Origin of the sequence: Acidovorax temperans (genome assembly GCF_028596105.1) — a bacterium.
GTDB classification, from domain to species: Bacteria; Pseudomonadota; Gammaproteobacteria; order Burkholderiales; family Burkholderiaceae_C; genus Acidovorax; species Acidovorax temperans.
In genome coordinates this window covers 2,400,810-2,419,937 of sequence record NZ_CP117193.1, presented here as the reverse complement: position 1 = coordinate 2,419,937, position 19,128 = coordinate 2,400,810, and the positions used below count along the sequence as shown (strand labels likewise).

Annotated in this window: 15 protein-coding genes, 1 tRNA gene and 1 pseudogene; 7 read left to right on the top strand and 10 right to left on the bottom strand. The window is 64.5% G+C overall.

From position 1 onward, the window contains the following. Positions 1 to 166 precede the first annotated feature (166 nt). Positions 167 to 2,014, top strand: coding sequence for a MobH family relaxase (gene mobH, locus PQV96_RS11395; RefSeq protein ID WP_012761441.1), 1,848 nt, complete (start codon positions 167 to 169; stop codon positions 2,012 to 2,014). A 26-nt stretch (positions 2,015 to 2,040) separates the two neighbouring features. Here mobH and PQV96_RS11390 read toward each other — a convergent pair whose 3' ends face one another. Beyond that, positions 2,041 to 2,346, bottom strand: coding sequence for a helix-turn-helix domain-containing protein (locus PQV96_RS11390; protein ID WP_003454714.1), 306 nt, complete (start codon positions 2,344 to 2,346; stop codon positions 2,041 to 2,043). A gap of 104 nt (positions 2,347 to 2,450) precedes the next feature. On the opposite strand from PQV96_RS11390, the gene PQV96_RS11385 reads away from it, so the two are divergent. Continuing rightward, positions 2,451 to 3,077 (top strand): LysR substrate-binding domain-containing protein, encoded by a 627-nt coding sequence (locus tag PQV96_RS11385; RefSeq protein WP_012761442.1) that lies wholly within the window; start codon positions 2,451 to 2,453, stop codon positions 3,075 to 3,077. A 32-nt stretch (positions 3,078 to 3,109) separates the two neighbouring features. On the opposite strand, the gene PQV96_RS11380 is transcribed toward PQV96_RS11385, so the two are convergent. The 3 genes from PQV96_RS11380 to PQV96_RS11370 all read right to left on the bottom strand — a co-directional run bounded on the left by PQV96_RS11380 (position 3,110) and on the right by PQV96_RS11370 (position 6,835). Continuing rightward, positions 3,110 to 4,966, bottom strand: a complete 1,857-nt coding sequence (locus PQV96_RS11380) for a tyrosine-type recombinase/integrase (RefSeq protein WP_012761443.1) — start codon at positions 4,964 to 4,966, stop codon at positions 3,110 to 3,112. Positions 4,967 to 5,204: 238 nt separating this feature from the next. After that, positions 5,205 to 5,278 (bottom strand) — tRNA-Gly (locus tag PQV96_RS11375). Positions 5,279 to 5,344: 66 nt separating this feature from the next. Next, positions 5,345 to 6,835, bottom strand: coding sequence for an NAD-dependent succinate-semialdehyde dehydrogenase (locus tag PQV96_RS11370; protein WP_273622976.1), 1,491 nt, complete (start codon positions 6,833 to 6,835; stop codon positions 5,345 to 5,347). Between the two features lie 371 nt (positions 6,836 to 7,206). Here PQV96_RS11370 and alaS point away from each other — a divergent pair, with 371 nt between their 5' ends. From alaS to PQV96_RS11355, 3 genes are all read left to right on the top strand, one after another. Then, positions 7,207 to 9,828, top strand: a complete 2,622-nt coding sequence (gene alaS, locus PQV96_RS11365; protein ID WP_198846440.1) for an alanine--tRNA ligase — start codon at positions 7,207 to 7,209, stop codon at positions 9,826 to 9,828. A 162-nt stretch (positions 9,829 to 9,990) separates the two neighbouring features. Then, positions 9,991 to 10,755 (top strand): 2OG-Fe dioxygenase family protein, encoded by a 765-nt coding sequence (locus PQV96_RS11360; RefSeq protein ID WP_066696081.1) that lies wholly within the window; start codon positions 9,991 to 9,993, stop codon positions 10,753 to 10,755. 153 nt (positions 10,756 to 10,908) lie between these two features. Then, the gene (locus PQV96_RS11355) at positions 10,909 to 11,346 is read left to right on the top strand and encodes a universal stress protein (RefSeq protein WP_044398472.1); all 438 of its coding nucleotides are present in this window, start codon (positions 10,909 to 10,911) and stop codon (positions 11,344 to 11,346) included. A gap of 219 nt (positions 11,347 to 11,565) precedes the next feature. Here the strand turns inward: PQV96_RS11355 and PQV96_RS11350 are convergent, their stop codons facing one another. From PQV96_RS11350 to PQV96_RS11335, 4 genes are all read right to left on the bottom strand, one after another. Further along, a complete protein-coding gene (locus PQV96_RS11350; RefSeq protein WP_066696044.1) occupies positions 11,566 to 12,549 on the bottom strand; it encodes a Bug family tripartite tricarboxylate transporter substrate binding protein in 984 nt (327 codons plus the stop codon). A gap of 167 nt (positions 12,550 to 12,716) precedes the next feature. Then, positions 12,717 to 13,901: a beta-ketothiolase BktB gene (gene bktB, locus PQV96_RS11345; protein ID WP_273622973.1), complete on the bottom strand. Its 1,185-nt coding sequence runs from the start codon at positions 13,899 to 13,901 to the stop codon at positions 12,717 to 12,719. A gap of 93 nt (positions 13,902 to 13,994) precedes the next feature. Beyond that, positions 13,995 to 14,756, bottom strand: coding sequence for an SDR family NAD(P)-dependent oxidoreductase (locus PQV96_RS11340; RefSeq protein ID WP_044398478.1), 762 nt, complete (start codon positions 14,754 to 14,756; stop codon positions 13,995 to 13,997). Positions 14,757 to 14,785: 29 nt separating this feature from the next. After that, entirely contained in the window at positions 14,786 to 14,950 is a 165-nt protein-coding gene (locus PQV96_RS11335; protein WP_233100148.1) for a hypothetical protein, read from the bottom strand. Positions 14,951 to 14,999: 49 nt separating this feature from the next. Here PQV96_RS11335 and PQV96_RS11330 point away from each other — a divergent pair. Beyond that, positions 15,000 to 15,146, top strand: a pseudogene (locus PQV96_RS11330) (EamA family transporter); the annotation flags it as partial. 72 nt (positions 15,147 to 15,218) lie between these two features. On the opposite strand, the gene PQV96_RS11325 reads toward PQV96_RS11330, so the two are convergent. Beyond that, positions 15,219 to 15,869: an RluA family pseudouridine synthase gene (locus tag PQV96_RS11325; RefSeq protein ID WP_273622971.1), complete on the bottom strand. Its 651-nt coding sequence runs from the start codon at positions 15,867 to 15,869 to the stop codon at positions 15,219 to 15,221. Next, entirely contained in the window at positions 15,853 to 18,051 is a 2,199-nt protein-coding gene (locus tag PQV96_RS11320) for a PAS domain-containing hybrid sensor histidine kinase/response regulator (RefSeq protein ID WP_273622970.1), read from the bottom strand. The genes PQV96_RS11325 and PQV96_RS11320 overlap by 17 nt, the downstream gene beginning before the upstream one ends. Before the next feature lie 307 nt (positions 18,052 to 18,358). On the opposite strand from PQV96_RS11320, the gene PQV96_RS11315 reads away from it, so the two are divergent. Then, entirely contained in the window at positions 18,359 to 19,021 is a 663-nt protein-coding gene (locus PQV96_RS11315) for an NAD(P)H-dependent oxidoreductase (RefSeq protein ID WP_207372967.1), read from the top strand. The last annotated feature ends 107 nt before the right edge of the window (positions 19,022 to 19,128 follow it).

Here is a 19,128-nt window from a genome sequence, read left to right as displayed (position 1 = left end):
CAAACCCGCATTGGTTGTGGTTCGGCAGGCGTCGTTGCCCTATATCCAAAGGTTTCCGTAAAGGCCAAAGGGCTGGGGAAGGGGCAAGGGAATGGGGCCAAGGGGAAAGGCCCTACCCGAAAAGGCCAAAAGGCTCTCCCGACCGGCCCGCCGTCCGGGGTTCGCCATGCTTTCGCTGTTCCAACGCAAACGGGTGTCGCCTGCCGCCAGTGCGCCAACGCCCAAACCTCCCGCCGAGCCCGGCAAAGGGCTGATGCGGCCGGAGCCGGCCGCATCGCTGCTGGCGGCACCGCGCCGACAGAAGCTGCTGGAACACATCTGGCAGCGCACCTCGCTGTCGCGCCGGCAGTTCGTCACGCTGTACCTCGCCCCGCTGGAACGCTACGCCGAGCTGGTCCAGCAATTCCCCGCGTCGGAGGCCCATCACCACGCCTATCCGGGCGGCATGCTGGACCACGGCCTGGAGATCGTCGCCTACGCGCTCAAGCTGCGGCAGTCGCATCTGCTGCCCGCCGGCGCCACGCCGGAGACGCAAGCCGCCCAGGCCGAGGCCTGGACCGCAGGCACCGCCTACGCGGCGCTGCTGCACGACATCGGCAAGATCGCGGTCGACCTGCACGTCGAGTACGCAGACGGCACGGTCTGGCACCCCTGGCACGGCCCGCTGCGGCGGCCGTACCGCTTCCGCTACCGCAGGGAGCGCGAATACCGGCTGCACAGCGCCGCCACCGGGCTGCTCTACGCCCGGCTGCTCGATCCGGGCATCTTCGACTGGCTCGCCGGCTATCCCGACCTCTGGGCCGCGCTGCTGTACGTGCTGGCCGGCCAGTACGAGCATGCCGGCATGCTCGGAGAACTGGTCGTGCAGGCGGACCAGGCATCGGTCGCCCAGGAACTCGGCGGCGATCCGAGCAAGGCCCTGGCAGCGCCCCGGCACGCACTGCAGCGCAAGCTGCTCGATGGCCTGCGCTACCTCCTGAAGGAAGAGTTCAAGCTGAACCAACCCCAGGCCTCGGATGGCTGGCTGACCCAGGACGCGCTCTGGCTGGTGAGCAAGACCGTCTCGGACAAGTTGCGCGCGCATCTGCTGTCGCAGGGCATCGACGGCATCCCGGCCAGCAACACGGCGGTGTTCAACGTGCTGCAGGATCACGGCATCGCCTTGGCCACACCGGACGGCAAGGCGATCTGGAAGGCCACCGTCACCAGCGATGCCGGCTGGTCGCACAGCTTCACCTTCCTGAAGCTGTCTCCGGCCATGGTCTGGGATGCGGCAGACCGGCCGGCACCGTTCGCGGGTCGCGTGCAGGCTGACGAGGAACCAGGGGCGCCGACGCCACAGGCACCGGCAGCCGAAGCGCCGGGCTTGGAAAGCGCCGATACCGTGCCACCGAGCACCGCGCCGACCGCGCCCGTGCCCGCCGACAACGGCGTGGCCGCGCTGCTCGATCTGCTGAGTGACACGGCCCCACCCGTAGCGCCGGAGGCTCCGAGCGACCCCGAGCCGGCCTCGCCACCGGCGCCTACGGTGCTGCCGCAGGTGAGCCCCGCGCCATCCCAGGATCGGCCGGAGCCTTCCGGCGAGCATTTCATGGCCTGGCTGCGTCAGGGTATCCAGACGCACAAGCTCATCATCAACGACGCCAAAGCCTTGGTGCATAGCGTCGTGGGAACGGCCTACTTGGTGAGCCCCGGCGTCTTCCAGCGCTATGCGCAAGAACATCTGCAAATTGCCGCACTGGCGAAACCGGAGAACCTGGAGGGATGGCAGTGGGTGCAGAAGCGTTTTGAGAAGCTGGGCCTGCACCGCAAGCAAGCAAGCGGGCTGAATATCTGGACCTGCGAAGTCACGGGGCCGCGCAAATCCAGGCGACTGCACGGCTACCTGCTGAGCGCTCCCGAAGCGCTGTTCCAGGAAATGCCTCCGGACAATCCATACCTGCGCCTCCTCACCGAGGCCGTAAAGCGCGAAAATTCAGCCGCCGGTAATAAGAACGACAACGAACAGGGGTAGACAAGGGGCCACGGCGCGGGCCGGCTTCAGTCCGCTGATTTAGGCGGAGCCGTCTCTGCCAGCTTGGCTTCAGTCAGCGCCATCAAGTGGGCAGAACTGCATTTCAGCGCACGGGCGATTTTGAGAATGAGGGGGAGCGTGGGGACATGCTCGCCACGCTCGATCTTTCCCATGTGTGAACGCTCGATTCCTGACAGATGAGCCAGCGTTTCCTGGGCGATGCCTTGACTGGTTCTTTCTTCGCGCACGGAGGCCCCAAACGCGATGGCTGGTTCCGCTTCGTAGGTTGTTGTGCCGGTGGGCCGGCCTCTTTGAATCGAACGCTTTTGCATTGCCAAAAGCGTCGAGGATTGACACGATATAAACCACGTTAAACTTAACTCACGAGAAGCGACTTCATCGGTCGCCGCGAGTTCACTGCCTGGGGGAACTGGACGTGAAATCGAGCGATGCCTCCACTGAAATCCGGGTGGCTGTGCTCGGCGAGTGGGTGCCTTCACCGCTTGCCGACTTGCTGGCGTTGCAGCGCGCCGAAGAGCCAGAGACCGCCACTGCTCTGATCGGATGCAGTGCCACGGCGCAGACGCACGAACTGCCGCACGATAACTTTGACTTGGCCTTGTCCACAGCCGCCTGGGAGTGGCCGGGCTGGGTGTGCGAGCCGTTGTGGCATGACACGCTGGCGGTCGCCGTCGCCAAGCGCTCGCACCTGCTGTCCTACCGTGAAGTGCCTCGCCAAGAACTGCTCAAGCAGCCGTTGATCTGCGCGCAGTCAACGGCCGTCGAGCCGTGGCGCGCGGTGGCGCATGGCCTGGTCGAGGATGCACCGCAGGGCCATGAGCAGACCGTCAGCACCTTTGACATGGCGATGACGCTCGTCTCCGCGGGCTACGGTATCGCCGTCGCACCCGCCGCGAGACTGACCTGCTACCTGCGTCGCGGCATCGCCGCGCGGCCATTGGCTGGCTCACCCATCATCGTAATGGCCTACCTGCTTCGCCCGTCCTCGTCCTTGACCGAGCCCCAGGAAAGATTCACTCGGCGCGCGCGCTCTGTGTCCTGACACAGGGGCGCGCACTGCTGGGCGCTGACGCGCTACGCAAACGCCACCTGCTGCGGGGACCACTCGCTTTCCTTCACCGTCGTGCTCACCGCCATGATGATCTTGTCGAGATTCGTGGCGCTGACGCTTTCCAGGGCCGAGCGGCCGCGCAGCATCGCGCGCGGCTGCAGGAGCGCGTTGTAGATCTGCCAAGGGTCGGCGCCCCTGGTCAGCTTGAGGACCGCCTGGATCAGCGCGTGCTTGACCGGATCGAGATGCCAATCCGGCACGCGCTGACCACGGTTGCCCAGGTTCAGCGCCAGCAGGTTGCCGGCCTTGATCTCGTAGCTGATCCACCGGCGGGACTTGCCCGCCATCTTCGCGTACTCGGCGACTGGCAGGTTGTGCGGTGCCTCGAAGACATCGACCAGTTCCATCCGCTGGCGCTGAATGTCGGACAGCGGTTCCTCCATGACGGAGCGCGGCAACGGCACTGCGGGCAGCCGATGCGTCTCGGCCGACACCAGTGGCATCGCGTCTCCCGGCTTGGTCACGATCAGGAGCGGCGCCGACGTGGCCGCTGCCTTGGGTGGCGCGCTCGCGGCTTCCTCGTCCGAGAGGACGGGTACGCCCTCCAGATGAATGGTGAGCGGCATGCTCGCTGCTTCGACCATGTTCTGCTCGAAGAGATCGAGCCGGTCGGCCCAGTCCTGCATCATCCGCCGCCGCTGCTCGACGTACTCGGCGTGGTTGTAGGTGGCGCTGACCTTGTTGGGATCGACGTGCGAGAGCTGCGCATCCACCCACACCTTCGGGTAGCCGATCTCGTTGAGCGCGGTGGACATCGTGCCCCGGATGCCGTGCCCGGTCAGCAGGTCGCGATAGCCCATGCGCTTGAGCGCACCGTTGAGCGTGTTCTCGCTCATGCGCTTCTTCAACTCGCTGTCGTGCCGGAACAGATAGTGCTGGGCCGGTTTGAACTGTTCCAGTAGGTGCCGGACGATCTCGATGGCTTGCACCGATAGCGGCACGATGTAGGGTGGAATGTCCTTGGGCAACTGGCGCTTCCTGCGCATGTCCACCTGGAGCTGCTTCACGACCTCGGGCGGGATGATCCACAGACCCCGATCGAGGTCGAACTGATCCGGCGTCGCCAGGCGCAGCTCGCCCGTGCGCACGCCGGTGAATAGCAGCAACCGCAGACCGAGCTGGGTCTGCAGCCGGCCACGATACTTGCGCAAGCGCTGCAGCAGCTTCGGCAACTCGGCCATGCGCAGGAACGGGTTGTGATTCACGGGGGGCAGCGGCAGCGCCACCACGTCGAGGTCGGAGGCCGGGTTCTGCTCTAAGCCCGGCACGACCACCAGCGCGTAGCGGAACATCTGGTTGAACCACGTCCTGACTTTCTCGGCGACGGAGAGCGCCTTGCGCCGCTCAATCCTGGCGATCACTTCCAGCAAGTCAGGGCGTTTGATGTCGTAGATCGAGCGCTTGCCCAGCAAGGGCAGCACATCCTTGGCGAAGACGCGAGGGAGGATCGAGAGCGTGGTCTGCCGGCCCTTCTTGAGGCCGAGTTCGCGGTGTGCAAGCCACTTCTTGTAGATCGCCTCGAAGGTGTTTTCACCAGCGAGTTTGACCGCGGCGCGCTTTTGCTTGCGGTGAAGACGCGGGTTGATGTCCTTGGCCACCAAGGCGCGTGCCTCGTCACGCAGGGCGCGTGCCTCACGAAGGGACACCTCGGGATAGGTGCCCAGCGACATGCGCTTGGGCTCCTTCATCCAGTAGTAACGGAAGTGCCAGCTCTTGCTACCCGTGGTCGTCACGGCCAGGGAGAGACCATCGATGTCTGGAAGGGTGTAAGCCTTGCCGGTGGCCTTGGCTTGGCGGACCACCAAGTCTGAGAGTGCCATGCTCTAGCTCCTGAACATGAGTCAGGAACCAGATGCTTAACCCATCGACCTCAGCACCCTAGCAACAATCCGGAAGCCGCCGTGCCCGCAAAAATGGACACAAAAATGGACATAAACGTCGTGGCTTCAGGTGGATTTCCGTGGAGCCCACTGGAACATCGAAGTGTCGAAAACTCAGCCTGAATCAACGACTTACGATGCTTATTGGACTTCCTCAGAATTCCCCGGAATGATGCAGTGGAGCGGGTGAAGGGAATCGAACCCTCGTATGAAGCTTGGGAAGCTGCCGTTCTACCATTGAACTACACCCGCACAGCCGCGCATTATAGACATGCCCTGCGCGGATTCAGGGGCGCTGGCGCGCCCCGCGCGGGGTGGTCATTTCTGAATGTCGCCAAGGCACAGGTACTTGATTTCCACGTAGTCATCCATGCCGTGGTGTGAGCCTTCGCGGCCCAGGCCGGACTGCTTCACACCGCCGAAGGGAACATGTTCGGTGGCCAGAATGCCCACGTTGATGCCCACCATGCCGTACTCCAGCGCTTCGCCCACGCGGAAGATGCGACCCACGTCGCGGCTGTAGAAGTAGCTGGCCAGGCCAAACTCGGTGTTGTTGGCAGCATCAATCGCTTCCTGTTCGGTCTTGAATTTGAAGACCGGCGCGAAGGGGCCAAAGGTTTCTTCGCGGGCGCAAAGCATGTCGGGCGTGGCGTTGGCCACCACGGTGGGCTCGAAGAACTGGCCTGAGCCCAGGGTCTTCAGGCGCTGGCCGCCGGCCACCACCTGGCCGCCCTTGGCCAGCGCGTCGTCCAGGTGGCGCTGCACCTTTTCCAGCGCGGCTTCCTCGATCAGCGGGCCCTGGTTCACGCCGTCTTCAAAGCCGTTGCCGACCTTGGCGGTCTTCACCTTGGCGGCAAACTTGGCCACGAACTCGTCGTACACGCCTTCCTGCACATAAAAGCGGTTGCTGCACACGCAGGTCTGGCCCGCGTTGCGGTACTTGCTGGCAAAGGCACCTTCCACGGCGCTGTCCACATCGGCATCGTCGAACACGATGAACGGCGCGTTGCCGCCCAGCTCCAGCGACATCTTCTTGACCGTGGGGGCCGACTGCGCCATCAGGATGCGGCCCACCTCGGTGCTGCCGGTGAAGCTGATGTGGCGCACCACGTCGCTTGCGCACAGCACCTTGCCAATGGCGATGGAGTTCGCGCTGTCAGCCGTGAGGATGTTGAGCACGCCTGCAGGAATGCCCGCACGGATGGCCAGCTCACCTGCGGCCAGGGCGGTGAGGGGTGTGAGTTCAGCAGGCTTGATGACCACGGGGCAGCCTGCGGCCAGCGCGGGCGCGACCTTGCGGGTGATCATGGCCAGCGGGAAGTTCCAGGGCGTGATGGCGGCGCACACGCCAATCGGCTGCTTGAGCACCAGCAGGCGGCGGTTGTTGTCGAACTGGGGCAGCGTCTCGCCGTTGACCCGCTTGGCTTCTTCGGCAAACCACTCGACAAAGCTGGCCCCGTAGGCCACTTCGCCTTTGGCTTCGGGGAAGGGCTTGCCTTGCTCGGCGGTCATGATGCGGGCCAGGTCGTCCTGGTGGGCCATGAGCAGGTCGAACCACTTGCGCAGAATGGCGCTGCGTTCTTTGGCTGTCTTGGTCTTCCACGGGCCCCAGGCGGCGTTGGCGGCGGCAATGGCGGCTTCGGCGTCTGCCGGGCCCAGGTTGGCCACGTCGGCCAGCTTCAGGCCGGTGGCCGGGTCGTTCACGTCAAAACGGCTGCTGCCGTCCAGCCAGTGGCCGTTGACCAGTGCAGCGGTCTTGAGCAAGCTGGGGTCTTTCAACAGGGCGAGGGGAGTGCTTGGGATGTCCATGTGTGTCTCGTATCGTTGTTTGATGTTTTGCGGCTTAAATGAAGGAGCGTAGCACCGCGAACGCCTTTGTGCTGCACGACAAGTTCTTCTGAATATGCTGTGGCTCAGGGCTTGCCATGCTCGGTATCCGTCTGGCCAGGCTGCAAGCACCAGCAATGCCCCCCCGGTGTAACCACGGTACCCGTGCGTTGATGGTCGGCCCGCCCCCGCATGGCTGGAGGCTGGACATGGAAAACTTCTACAGGCAGGGCGGCGTGAGGCACTGCGGCGGTGCGCCGCCAGAATCCGCTTGAAACCCCCTAAAATGCCCAGTTCGCCTGCTTTTTGCAGTGCAATCCTGCCGCAGCATTCTTGTTCGTGAAGAAGAGCCCATGACCCCCACATTCACCGTTGCCGATATCCGCAAGACCTTCCTGGATTTCTTTGCCTCCAAGGGCCACACCATCGTGGCATCGTCGTCGCTGGTGCCGGGCAACGACCCCACGCTGATGTTCACCAATTCGGGCATGGTGCAGTTCAAGGACGTGTTCCTGGGAACCGACAAGCGCTCCTACAACCGCGCTGTGTCGGTGCAAGCCTGCCTGCGTGCGGGCGGCAAGCACAACGACCTGGAAAACGTGGGCTACACCGCGCGCCACCACACCTTCTTTGAAATGCTGGGCAACTGGTCGTTCGGCGACTACTTCAAGCGCGAATCGCTGAAGTGGGCCTGGGAACTGCTGACCGAGGTCTACAAGCTGCCACCCGAGCGCCTGCTGGCCACGGTGTACCAGGAAGACGACGAGGCCTATGACATCTGGACCAAGGAAATCGGCCTGCCGCCCGAGCGCGTGATCCGCATTGGCGACAACAAGGGCGGCCGCTACAAGTCCGACAACTTCTGGATGATGGCGGACACCGGCCCCTGCGGCCCTTGCTCCGAGATCTTTTACGACCATGGCCCCGAAATTCCTGGCGGCCCTCCGGGCAGCCCTGAAGAAGACGGCGACCGCTTCATCGAGATCTGGAACAACGTGTTCATGCAGTTCGACATGAAGGAAGACGGCTCTGTGGTGCCGCTGCCTGCGCCCTGCGTGGACACCGGCATGGGCCTGGAGCGCCTGGCTGCCATCTTGCAGCATGTGCACAGCAACTACGAAATCGACATCTTCGACCAGCTCATCAAGGCCGCAGGCCGCGAGACCGGCGTGACCGACCTGGACAACAAGAGCCTACGCGTGATTGCTGACCACATCCGCGCTACCGCCTTCCTGGTGAGCGACGGCGTGATCCCCAGCAACGAAGGCCGCGGCTACGTGCAGCGCCGCATCGTGCGTCGCGCTATCCGCCACGGCTACAAGCTGGGCAAGAAGACACCGTTCTTCCACAAGCTGGTGGCCGACCTGGTGCGCCTGATGGGCGACGCCTATCCCGCTATCCGCGAGCAAGAGCAGCGCATCACCGACGTGCTCAAGACTGAGGAAGAGCGCTTCTTTGAAACGCTGGCCAACGGCATGGAAATTCTGGACGCTGCGCTGGACGGCGGTGCCAAGGTGCTGCCCGGCGAAGTGGCCTTCAAGCTGCACGACACCTATGGCTTCCCGCTCGATTTGACCAACGACGTGTGCCGCGAGCGCGACGTGGAAGTGGACGAGGCTGGCTTCAAGACCGCCATGGAAAAGCAGAAGGCCCAGGCCCGCGCTGCCGGCAAGTTCAAGATGGACAAGGCGCTGGAATACACCGGCGCTGCCAACCAGTTCACCGGTTATGAGCATCTTGCAGAAACTGCAAAAATCGTAGCGATCTACGTAGACGGGACAAGCGCTGCAGCCCTGAAGGCCGGTCAAAACGGCGTGGTGGTGCTGGACACGACTCCGTTCTACGCAGAAAGCGGCGGCCAGGTGGGCGACGAAGGCGTGATCACCAGCGGCTCGGCACGTTTTGCGGTGCGCGACACCCTCAAGATCAAGGCCGATGTGTTCGGCCACCACGGCACGCTGGAAGAAGGCACCCTGAACGTGGGCGACACCGTGCAGGCCCAGGTCAACACCGCAGTGCGTGCTGCCACCATGCGCAACCACTCGGTCACGCACATCATGCACAAGGCCCTGCGCGAAGTGCTGGGCAGCCATGTGCAGCAAAAGGGCAGCCTGGTGAATGCCGACCGCACCCGCTTTGACTTTGCGCACAACGCTCCCCTCACCGACGCCGAGATCCGCGAGATTGAACGCCGCGTGAACGAAGAAATTCTGGCCAACACCGCTACCGATGCGCGTGTGATGGACATTGAATCCGCCCAGAAGACCGGCGCCATGATGCTGTTTGGCGAAAAGTACGGCGAGACCGTGCGCGTGCTCGACATCGGTACCAGCCGCGAGCTGTGCGGCGGCACCCACGTGCAGCGCACGGGCGATATCGGCCTGTTCAAGGTGGTGGCCGAAGGCGGCGTGGCCGCTGGTGTGCGCCGTATTGAGGCCGTGACGGGTGCCAACGCGCTGGCCTACCTGCAAAGCCTGGAAGACACCGTGAACCAGGCTGCTGGCGCGCTCAAGTCCCCCGTGGCCGAGCTGAATGCCCGCATCGCCCAGGCTCTGGAAAACGCCCGCGCGCTCGAAAAAGAAGTGGCAGCCCTCAAGGGCAAGCTGGCTTCTGCCCAGGGCGACGAGTTGCTGACCCAGGCTGTGGACGTGAAGGGCCTGAAGGTGCTGGCTGCGGCACTGCCTGGCGCGGACGCCAAGACCCTGCGCGACACCATGGACAAGCTCAAGGACAAGCTCAAGACCGCCGCCATCGTGCTGGCCGCCGTGGACGGCGACAAGGTGCAGCTGGCCGCTGGTGTGACGGCTGACAGCGTGGGCAAGGTCAAGGCCGGTGAGCTGGTGAACTTTGTGGCCCAGCAAGTGGGCGGCAAGGGCGGCGGCAAGCCCGACATGGCCATGGCAGGCGGCACAGATGCCAGCAAGGTTCCTGCCGCACTGGCGTCGGTGCAGGCCTGGGTGGCAGAGCGCGTGTAACCACGGCGTTTGCCCCTGGCACGGCGCTGAGCCGTGTTCGTCAACAAAGCCGCTTCCCTGCACGGGGCAAGCGGCTTTTTTGTTGATCTGCCTTGTGCCGGGTGTGGCTTGCGCTGCAGCTCGCCCTGGCAGGCCCGCGCTGCGGTTAAGCTCGGCAGCTCTATGAGCCAAATCACTTTTTCACCGCCTTTTGTTCGTCCTTCCCAGGTGTCTGAGCAACTGCGCAGTGCCGGTTACGCGGTGCTGGCCCCCGCCGATGTGGCCGCCTGGGCTGGATGCGACTTGCAAGCCTTGATGGCGCTGAATGCCGACTGGAGTGGCTTGCCGCCCGATGAATTCCTGAAAGACGGCGGGCGCTACCGGCGCAGGCGCCACTCGTGCTTTGTGGTGACGGGCGCGGAGGTGCAACAGGTGCCGCATCGGCCCCACTGGCAGCCGGTGGAGTACAACGCCTTGCACGGCGGCATGCAGCGCTTGTTCGCCCCCATGCAGGATGCGACAGTGACAACCCCCGTGTGGAACCAGCTGCTGCGCTCTTTGGCGGGTGTGTCTGGCGAAGTCTTTGCCCATGCCGCAGGTGCTGAGCCCTGGTACCTGGAAGCGCACCAGTTCCGCATCGACACCAGGGACGGCATTGGCCGCCCGACGCCGGAGGGCGCGCACCGCGATGGCGTGGATCTGGTGGCCGTGTTCCTAGTGGGGCGCCACGCTGTCAAAGGCGGTGAAACCCGTGTTTTTGAGGCCGACGGCCCCAGCGGCGTGCGATTTACCCTGACCGAGCCCTGGTCCTTGCTGCTGCTGGATGACGCGCGCATGATCCACGAAACCACGCCAATCCAGCCTGTGGCCGAGGGTGGTTACCGCGACACACTGGTCGTCACCTGCCGGCGCGGCAACTTTCAGGGCGCTGATGTGCTGGGGGCGTGAGCCTCTGGTTTATAAACACCCGAGCCTGATCAGAACGCCACGCAATGAACCGCCCAGATTTGATGCGAATCAAGTCGCTGAAGGCGGTGCGGGGTCACACTCTGGCTTGTATTCGGGCCACCGCCTGATTTCCACTACCTAAGGAGCAACACCATGTTCAAGCACATTCTGGTTCCCATCGACGGTTCCGAAACCTCCATGCTCGCCGTATCCAAGGCGACTGCCCTGGCCAAGACTTTCGGCAGCGTCGTGACGGCACTGTACGTGGTGGACCCCTATCCCTTCACCGGCGTGGGCGCTGATTTTGCCTACGGCCAATCGCAGTACCTGAGCGCCGCCACGGCGGAAGCCAATACAGCCCTGGACGCAGCGCGCAAGGCCATGACCGAAGCGGGCGTGCCTGTGACCACCGTTGTGGGCGAAGGCCACGCAGTGCACGACGGCATCGTGCGCGCGCTGGAAAGCACTGGCGCTGACCTGATCGTGATGGGCTCCCATGGCCGCCGTGGCCTCGAAAAGCTCGTGCTGGGCAGCGTCACACAACGCGTGCTGGGCCTGGTGCATGTGCCTGTGCTGGTGGTGCGCGACTGACCCGTCAAATCACTTCTTGCAGAGCATGCACCACCACGTGTGTAGCATGTGCTGAAAAACAAAATGGCTCCAGATTGGAGCCATTTTTCATTGGATATCTCGGACACTGCGCCGTCCGTAGAGCAAGCGCGTCCTCAACCAATGCACCCGTGGAACTGGCTCTGCCAGGCCACCGGGTGCGTCCCCCTTCAGGGGGAAGGCGCAAAGCGCCTCAGGGGGTTACTCAATCTTCGCGCCAGAGGCCTCGACGATGCCCTTCCACTGGGTGTATTCCTTCTTGAGCAAGGTGCCCAGCTGTGCGGGCGACATGGCTTCAGGCTCAGCGCCTTGGGCCTGGATGGCCGCCTTCATGTCGGCGGTGGCCAGCAGCTTGTTGATTTCTGCGTTGACGGTGGTGACCACCGCAGCAGGCGTGCCAGCGGGGGCAAACACACCGTACCAGGTACTCACATCAAAGTCCTTGAAGCCCGATTCGGCCACGGTGGGCACATCGGGCAGCGAAGAGCTGCGCTTGGCAGAGGTAACGGCCAGCGGACGCAGCTTGCCTGCCTTGATCTGACCCATGGCCGACGGCAGCGAAGACACGAGCAAGTCCACATTGCCTGCCAGCGCGTCCATCAGCGCGGGGTTGGAGCCCTTGTAGGGGATGTGGCTGAGCTTGACTCCGGCGGCCTGTTCAAACAGGTGGCCCGCCAGGTGGATGGAGGTGCCATTGCCTGGAGAGCCGTAGGTGATGGTGCCGGGCGCTGCCTTGGCGCCATTCACCACGTCGGCCAGCGTCTTGTATTTGCTGTTGACGCTGGTGGCGATCACCACGGGGGTGTAGGCCACGTGCGCCACGGGCGTCAGGTCTTTGGTGGGATCCCAGCTCAGGTTCTTGTACAGCCAGGGGCCGATGACGAGGTTGTCCTTCTGGCCCATCACCAGGTCGTAGCCGGTGGGGGCAGCCTTCACGGCTTCACCAATGCCAATGGTGCCGCCAGCGCCCGCCTTGTTGTCGGCCACCACGGTCCACTTGGCGCCTTCGGTGAGCTTGGTGGCCACCAGGCGCGAGAGGATGTCAGTGCCGCCGCCGGGAGGGAAGGGCACGATCAGGCGGATGGGCTTGGTGGGGTAGGCGGCCGCTGGAGCGGGGGCCTGGGCGTATGCAGTGGTGCCCAGGGCCAGTGCCAGGGTGGAGAAGGAAAGCAGTTTGCGAATCATGGTCGGTGATGTCTCGGAAATTGTGGGGAAAGGCAGCGGTGCGATGTGCTGCCTGGCGTGCGGGTACGGTGCCGGCACGGGATGTGATGATCGCTGATCACCGGCCCGTGGGGCCTTGCCGATCCAGGATGGCGGCATCGCCACGGGCGATGCTGCCGCCGGGGCGATCACAGGCGTTCAAAAATCGCCGCAATGCCCTGGCCGCCGCCAATGCACATGGTCACCAGCGCGTAGCGGCCTTGCACGCGTTGCAGTTCGTGCAGCGCCTTCACGGTGATGAGTGCACCCGTGGCACCGATGGGGTGGCCCAGCGAGATGCCCGAGCCGTTGGGGTTGACCTTGGCGGGGTCCAGGCCCAGGTCTTTGGTCACAGCGCAGGCCTGGGCTGCGAAGGCTTCGTTGGCTTCGATCACATCCAGATCGTTGACGGTGAGACCCGCCTTTTTCAATGCCAGCTGGGTGGCAGGCACGGGGCCAATGCCCATGTACTTGGGGTCCACGCCCGCGTGGGCGTAGGCCACCAGGCGTGCCAGGGGCTTCGCGCCGCGTGCTTTGGCCGCGGCTGCGTCCATCAGCACCACGGCAGCAGCGGCGTCGTTGATGCCCGAGGCGTTGCCTGCCGTCACCGTGCCGTTTTCCTTCACGAACACGGGCTTGAGCTTGGCCATGTCGTCCATGGTGGCGCCGGGGCGGAAGTGCTCATCGGTGGCGTATTGCACATCGCCCTTTTTGCTCTTCAGGGTGACGGGGACGATCTGGTCCTTGAAGTAGCCGGCCTGCGTGGCGCGCTCGGCGCGGTTGTGGCTTTCCACGGCCAGCTTGTCCTGGTCTTCGCGCGTAATGCCCCACTTGGCGGCGATGTTCTCGGCCGTTACGCCCATGTGGATGGTGTGGAAGGGGTCGTGCAGCGCGCCGATCATCATGTCCACCATCTTGGTGTCACCCATGCGGGCGCCCCAGCGCATGTTCAGGCTGGCGAAGGGCGCGCGGCTCATCACCTCGGCACCTGCGCCAATGGTCACATCGGCATCGCCCAGCTGGATGGCCTGCGCGGCCGACACAATGGCCTGCAGGCCCGAGCCGCACAGGCGGTTAACGTTGAACGCAGGCGTGCCTTCGGCGCAGCCGCCGTTGATGGCCGCCACGCGCGAGAGGTACATGTCCTTGGGTTCGGTGTTCACCACATGGCCGAACACCACATGGCCCACATCCTTGCCTTCCACGCTGACGCGTGCCAGCGATTCCTTGACGACCAGCGCGCCCAGTTCGGTGGGGGGCACATCCTTGAGGCTGCCGCCAAAGGTGCCAATGGCCGTGCGCACTGCGCTGACGACGACGACTTCACGGGTCATGGGAAAGTCCTTTCAGATCAACTTAGAACCAAATAGGCCGCCAGCGCTTGATGGATAAGCGCTAGCAGCTATGAAAAGATGAGCAAATCATGCTCAGGCATCGCGCACATCGGCCACGGGGTTGGTGCCGAAGTCTGCGCGCTCCAGCCAGGCGAGCACGCGGGTAGCGGCGTCGGCAGGCGAGGTGAGCTGGCCACCCGTCTTGAGGTTGGCGAAATTCTGGCGGTCCGGGAAGGCGGCCGGGTCGGCGCCGCGCAGCTGGACCTGCATGTCGGTGTCGATCACACCGGGAGCCAGTGAGCATACCTTGGCCCCATGGGGCTTGATGGCTTCGTCCAGCGCCACGCAGCGCGTGAAATGGTCCATGCCCGCCTTGGCAGCGCAGTAGGCGGCCTGCGAGGCCATGGCCCGGCGGCCGAGGCCCGAGGAAATGTTGAGCACCTTGCGGGGCACAGTCCAGCTTTCGGTGGCCGCCAAAAATGCGGCGGTCAGCAGCATCGGCGCCTCCAGCCCCACGCGCAGCGCGTTGGCCAGGTCGGCCGCGTCGCTGGCAGACAGCGGCGCAATGCGCGGGATCACCCCCGCGTTGTTGATCAGTGTGGCGCTGGCAAACGCTTGCGGGCCCTGGGCATTCAGCCACGCCTGCAGCTGGTGCGCCGCCTGCTCGCCTTGCGACAGGTCTTGCTGCCATTGCTCCAGCGTGACGCCAGCGGCCTTGGCTTCCAAGGCCAGGTCGGGGTTGGCACTGCGGGCAATGCAGATCAGGGTGTTGCCGCTTTTGAGCAGCTGCTGGGCCATGGCCAGGCCCATGCCGCGCGAGGCGCCGGTGAGGATGGTGAGGTGGTTTTGAGGCATCCCACCATGTTACTGCGCTGGGCGCAGGATCACTGCTCCTCTGGGGACTCCAGCGCCGCCAGCAGCAGCGCCAGCCTGTGGTCCAGCGCCGCCAGATCGGCCGCCTTCAGGGCCGAAAGAATGCGGTGTTCGTTGGCCACGTGGGTTTCCACCGCACGGTCGATCAGCGCCAGCCTTGGGAGCGTGAGTTGCACCAGTGAGCTGCTGGAAACGGCCGGGTTGTGTAATAGCGCCCGCCAGGGCTGGTTGTTATGGTGTCGCGGCATTGCACGGTTGCCGTCGGTGGCGGTGTCATCGCTGGGTTTGCTCAGCCCCGTCACGGCCGTGTTGCTGGGTTGGGTGCTGCTGGGGCAGGCCATGACGCGTGCAGCGCTGCCAGCGGTGCGCTGAATGCACGGCTTTGAATGCTATTAAAAGTATAGCTGGTAGCGCTTGCTGGTTGTGCGCTAACGGCCGATTTTCTTAAAAATCAGCGGCCCACTCCAGCGCCACCGCATCCCCCGTGCTGGGGTGCGCAAAGGCCAGGTGACTGGCGTGCAGCAGCAGCCGGGGGGCAAGGGTCTGCACCTCTGCGGGTGCATACAGCGCATCCCCCAGGATGGGGTGGCCGATGGCTGCCATGTGCACGCGCAGCTGGTGTGTGCGGCCGGTGACGGGTTCCAGTTCGATGCGTGAGGTGCCAGTGGCCGCGTGGTGGCCCAGCAGGCGCCAGCGGGTCAGGCTGGGCTTGCCGTGTGCGGGGTCGATGACGCGCAGAGGGCGCCTTTCCCAGTCGGCAGCGATGGGTAGATTGATCTCGTTCCATGCGCCTTCCTGCGCCGCCAGCAGGCCCCACACCACCGCCTGGTAGCGCTTGTGCACTTGCCGCTCGGCAAAGGCATGGCTCAGGCGGCGCTGGGCGTCGATGTGCCTTGCCATCAGCACCAGGCCTGAGGTGGCTTGGTCCAGCCGGTGCACGATGAGTGCGCCCGGCCAGTGTTGCTGGGCGCGTGCGCTCAGGCAGTCTTGCTTGTCAGGGCCGCGCCCGGGCACGCACAGCAAGCCTGCGGGCTTTTGCAGCACCAGCAGGTCGGCGTCTTCATGCACCGCCTGCACATCAGCCAGCAACGTCATCCCCGGCAATCAGTCGCTGCACGGTGGCGCACAGCTCTTCCACATCGTTGGGCTTGTGAATCAGCGCGCGTGCGCCTTCGGCGATGGCGGCCTGTTCAATTTCGGCCGTGACGTAGCCAGAGGCCAGGGCCACCGGCAGATCGGGGCGGATCAGGCGCGCCTCGCGCACCAAATCCACGCCACAAAAACCGGGCATGTTGTAGTCGGTCACCAGCAGGTCGTAGTGGTGCGGTGCTTCGCGCAGCGCGGCCGTGGCCTCATGGGGGTCGGTGAAACCGCTCACGTCATAACCCCTGCGGCGCAGCAGGCGCTGCACCAGGAAGACCAGCGCCTGGTCGTCGTCCACGTACATGACGTGCGGCTTTTGGCGGGTGGCAGTGGGCGCGGCTGCGGGTGCCTGGGCAGGTGCTGCGGGCAGGGCGGCCACCGCCGTGCTGCTGGCGGCGGCTTGAGCGGTAGCGACCGGAAAGTACAGCGTAAACCGGCTGCCTTGCCCCGGCACACTTTGCACATCAATGCCGCCTTCGTGGGTGCGCATCACCCCATGCACCACGGCCAGGCCCAGGCCTGTGCCCTGGCCCACAGGCTTGGTGGTGAAAAAGGGTTCGAAGATGCGTTCCAGGGTCGCCGCGTCCATGCCCGGGCCGCTGTCGTGTACCGTCAGGGCCACATAGTCGCCGGGGGCCAGGCCCAGACGCTCGCCGAGGCGCTGGTCGGGGTGCACCAGCGCGGCTTCCACCAGAATGCTGCCGCGTTCACTGCCCTGGCCTTGAATCGCATGGATGGCGTTGGTGCACAGGTTCAGCACCGCCTGCTCCACCTGGGTGGCATCGGCCAGCACCGGCGGCAGGCCCGGCTGCAGTTGCATGTGCAGTTCAATGGCGGGGGGCAGGGTCACGCGCAGCAGGCGCTCGGTGTCGTGCACCACTTCGGCCAGCGACACGGCGGTGCGCTGTGGTGGCTCGTTGCGGCTGAAGGTAAGAATCTGCCGCACCAGGTCGCGCGCGCGGCGGCCTGCCTTGTCGATTTCAAGCAGGCTCTCCAGCACCGGCGAGCCCGGCGCGCAGTCGGCCTTGGCCAGTTCCACGTTGCCGAGGATGGCACCCAGGATGTTGTTGAAGTCGTGCGCAATGCCGCCCGCCATGGTGCCCACGGCCTGCATCTTGTGCGATTCGCGCAGCTGCGCTTCCAGCTCACTGCGGTGCGCCTCGGCCTTTTTGCGGCCGGTGAGATCGCGCGCAAACACGGTGGTGGTTTCACCCTCGGCATGGCGCTCGAACGACACGCTCACCTCTACCGCCAACTCTTTGGCGCTGGCGGTGCAGGCCGTCATTTCGCCCAGCATGGCCTGGGTGGTGAGCTGCGCAAACGCCAGCGCCTGCCCCGCCGCAGGCAAAAAACGCTCCAGCGGGCTGCCCAGTGCATCTTGCGCGCTGCACTGGAAGAGCGCCGCCGCTGTGGGGTTGAACACGGTGATGAGGCCGTTCTGGTCCACGCAGATGATGGCGTCGAGCGCGGAGTTGATGACGGCTTCCAGCCGCTTCTCGCTGGCGTGCAGCTGCTCGTTGCGCTGTTGCAGCGCTTGCGCGCTTTGCTGTAGCGCGTGGCGCTCGGCCAGCAGGGGGCCCTGGTCGATCACAGCGCACAAAAACTGCAGTTGCACGGGGCCGTCGCCCTGGTGGTCTTCAATGCGGGCAATGTGCAGGTCGCCGGTGATGCGGATGTGTGGCGCGATGGTGAACACCACCTCGGTCACCTCGCTGTGCCCCTGGGTGCGCGCCTGCGCAAAGGCCTCTTGCACGCGGGGGGCGTCGGTGTCTGACACGAACGGCATCAGCGCGGTGAGGGGGCGGTCGCGCTCAGTGGGCTGAAACGAGCGGTGCGCCATCGAATTGGCCTGCACCACCATGTCGTACTCGTCCACCACCATCAGCGCCAGCGGCACGCTGGCAAACAGGGTTTCAAACCGCTCAGACGCGCTCTCCGCCACCGTCTGGCTGTAGCGCAGCACCTTGTTCTGGCTTTCCAGCTCGGCCTGATAGGCGCGCAGCTCTGCAATCAGCGCGCTTACCGAGCCCTCTGGCGGTTCGGCAGTCACCGCTGGCGTGGGCTGCTCAGGCTCAGGGGCGGCAGCGGTGGGCTGCTCGGCTTTCAACAAGAAGGAGAGGTCCGGTTGGCTCATGGGGCGTGGTGCGAAGGGCGCGGGCAACCCTGCAAGGGCGGCAGGGCTCCTGCGAAGACTGGTGCGGCAGTGCCATCGCAGGGCGTCAGTGTAAGGGCCTGCGCCCCGGGGGCCAATCTGCAGCGCGCAACGCAATGGAGGCGATGGGCAGTATGGGTTGGCACAAGTTTCGCGCCTCAAAAGGCTTGATTGTTGCCAAGCGGCGAACAATGTGTTGCCTGTGGTGGGCTATTTGATGTCACGAATCAAAACTACATTTATCCCTGTCAACCCAACGGTTCGCCTTATTCCGAAAGTGATTCAGACCATGTCCAACACCACAACCCATTCTGCCGACAACGCCTTGCTCGACAAGCTGCAGTGGCGCTATGCCACCAAGAAGATGAACCCCGCCAAGGTGGTGCCCCAAGACAAGGTGGACCGCATTGTCGAAGCCGCACGCCTGGCGCCCACATCCAGCGGCCTGCAGCCGTTTGAGGTGTTTGTGGTGACCGATGCCGCTGTGCGCGAACGCATCAAGCCCATCGCCTGGAACCAGGGCCAGATCACCGATGGCTCGCACCTGCTGGTGTTTGCCGCCTGGGACGACTACACGCCCGAGCGCATCAACGCCATGTTTGACTACACCAACGAGGTGCGTGGCTTCAAGAACGAAGGCTGGGAAAACTACCGCAACATGCTGCTGAGCACCTACCCCCAGCGCGGCGCCGAAGTGAACCACCAGCACGCAGCCCGCCAAGCCTACATTGGCATGAGCGCTTCCATCATTGCCGCTGCCTTTGAAGAAGTGGACAGCACCCCCATGGAAGGCTTCGACCCCGCTGCCCTCGACGAAATCCTGGGCCTGCGCGCCAAGGGCCTGCGCAGCGTGGCCATCCTGCCGCTGGGTTACCGCGCGGATGAAGGCGACTGGCTGGTGGACTTGAAGAAGGTGCGCCGCCCCACTGAGCAGTTTGTGACCACCGTGTAAGCTGCAAAGCCCACACGGCCATAAAAAAGTAAGCCTCCCGTCCAAAAGACGGGAGGCTTTTTGCTTGGTGAGCTGGCCCTTTGAACTCAATACATCCGTTCGTGCTC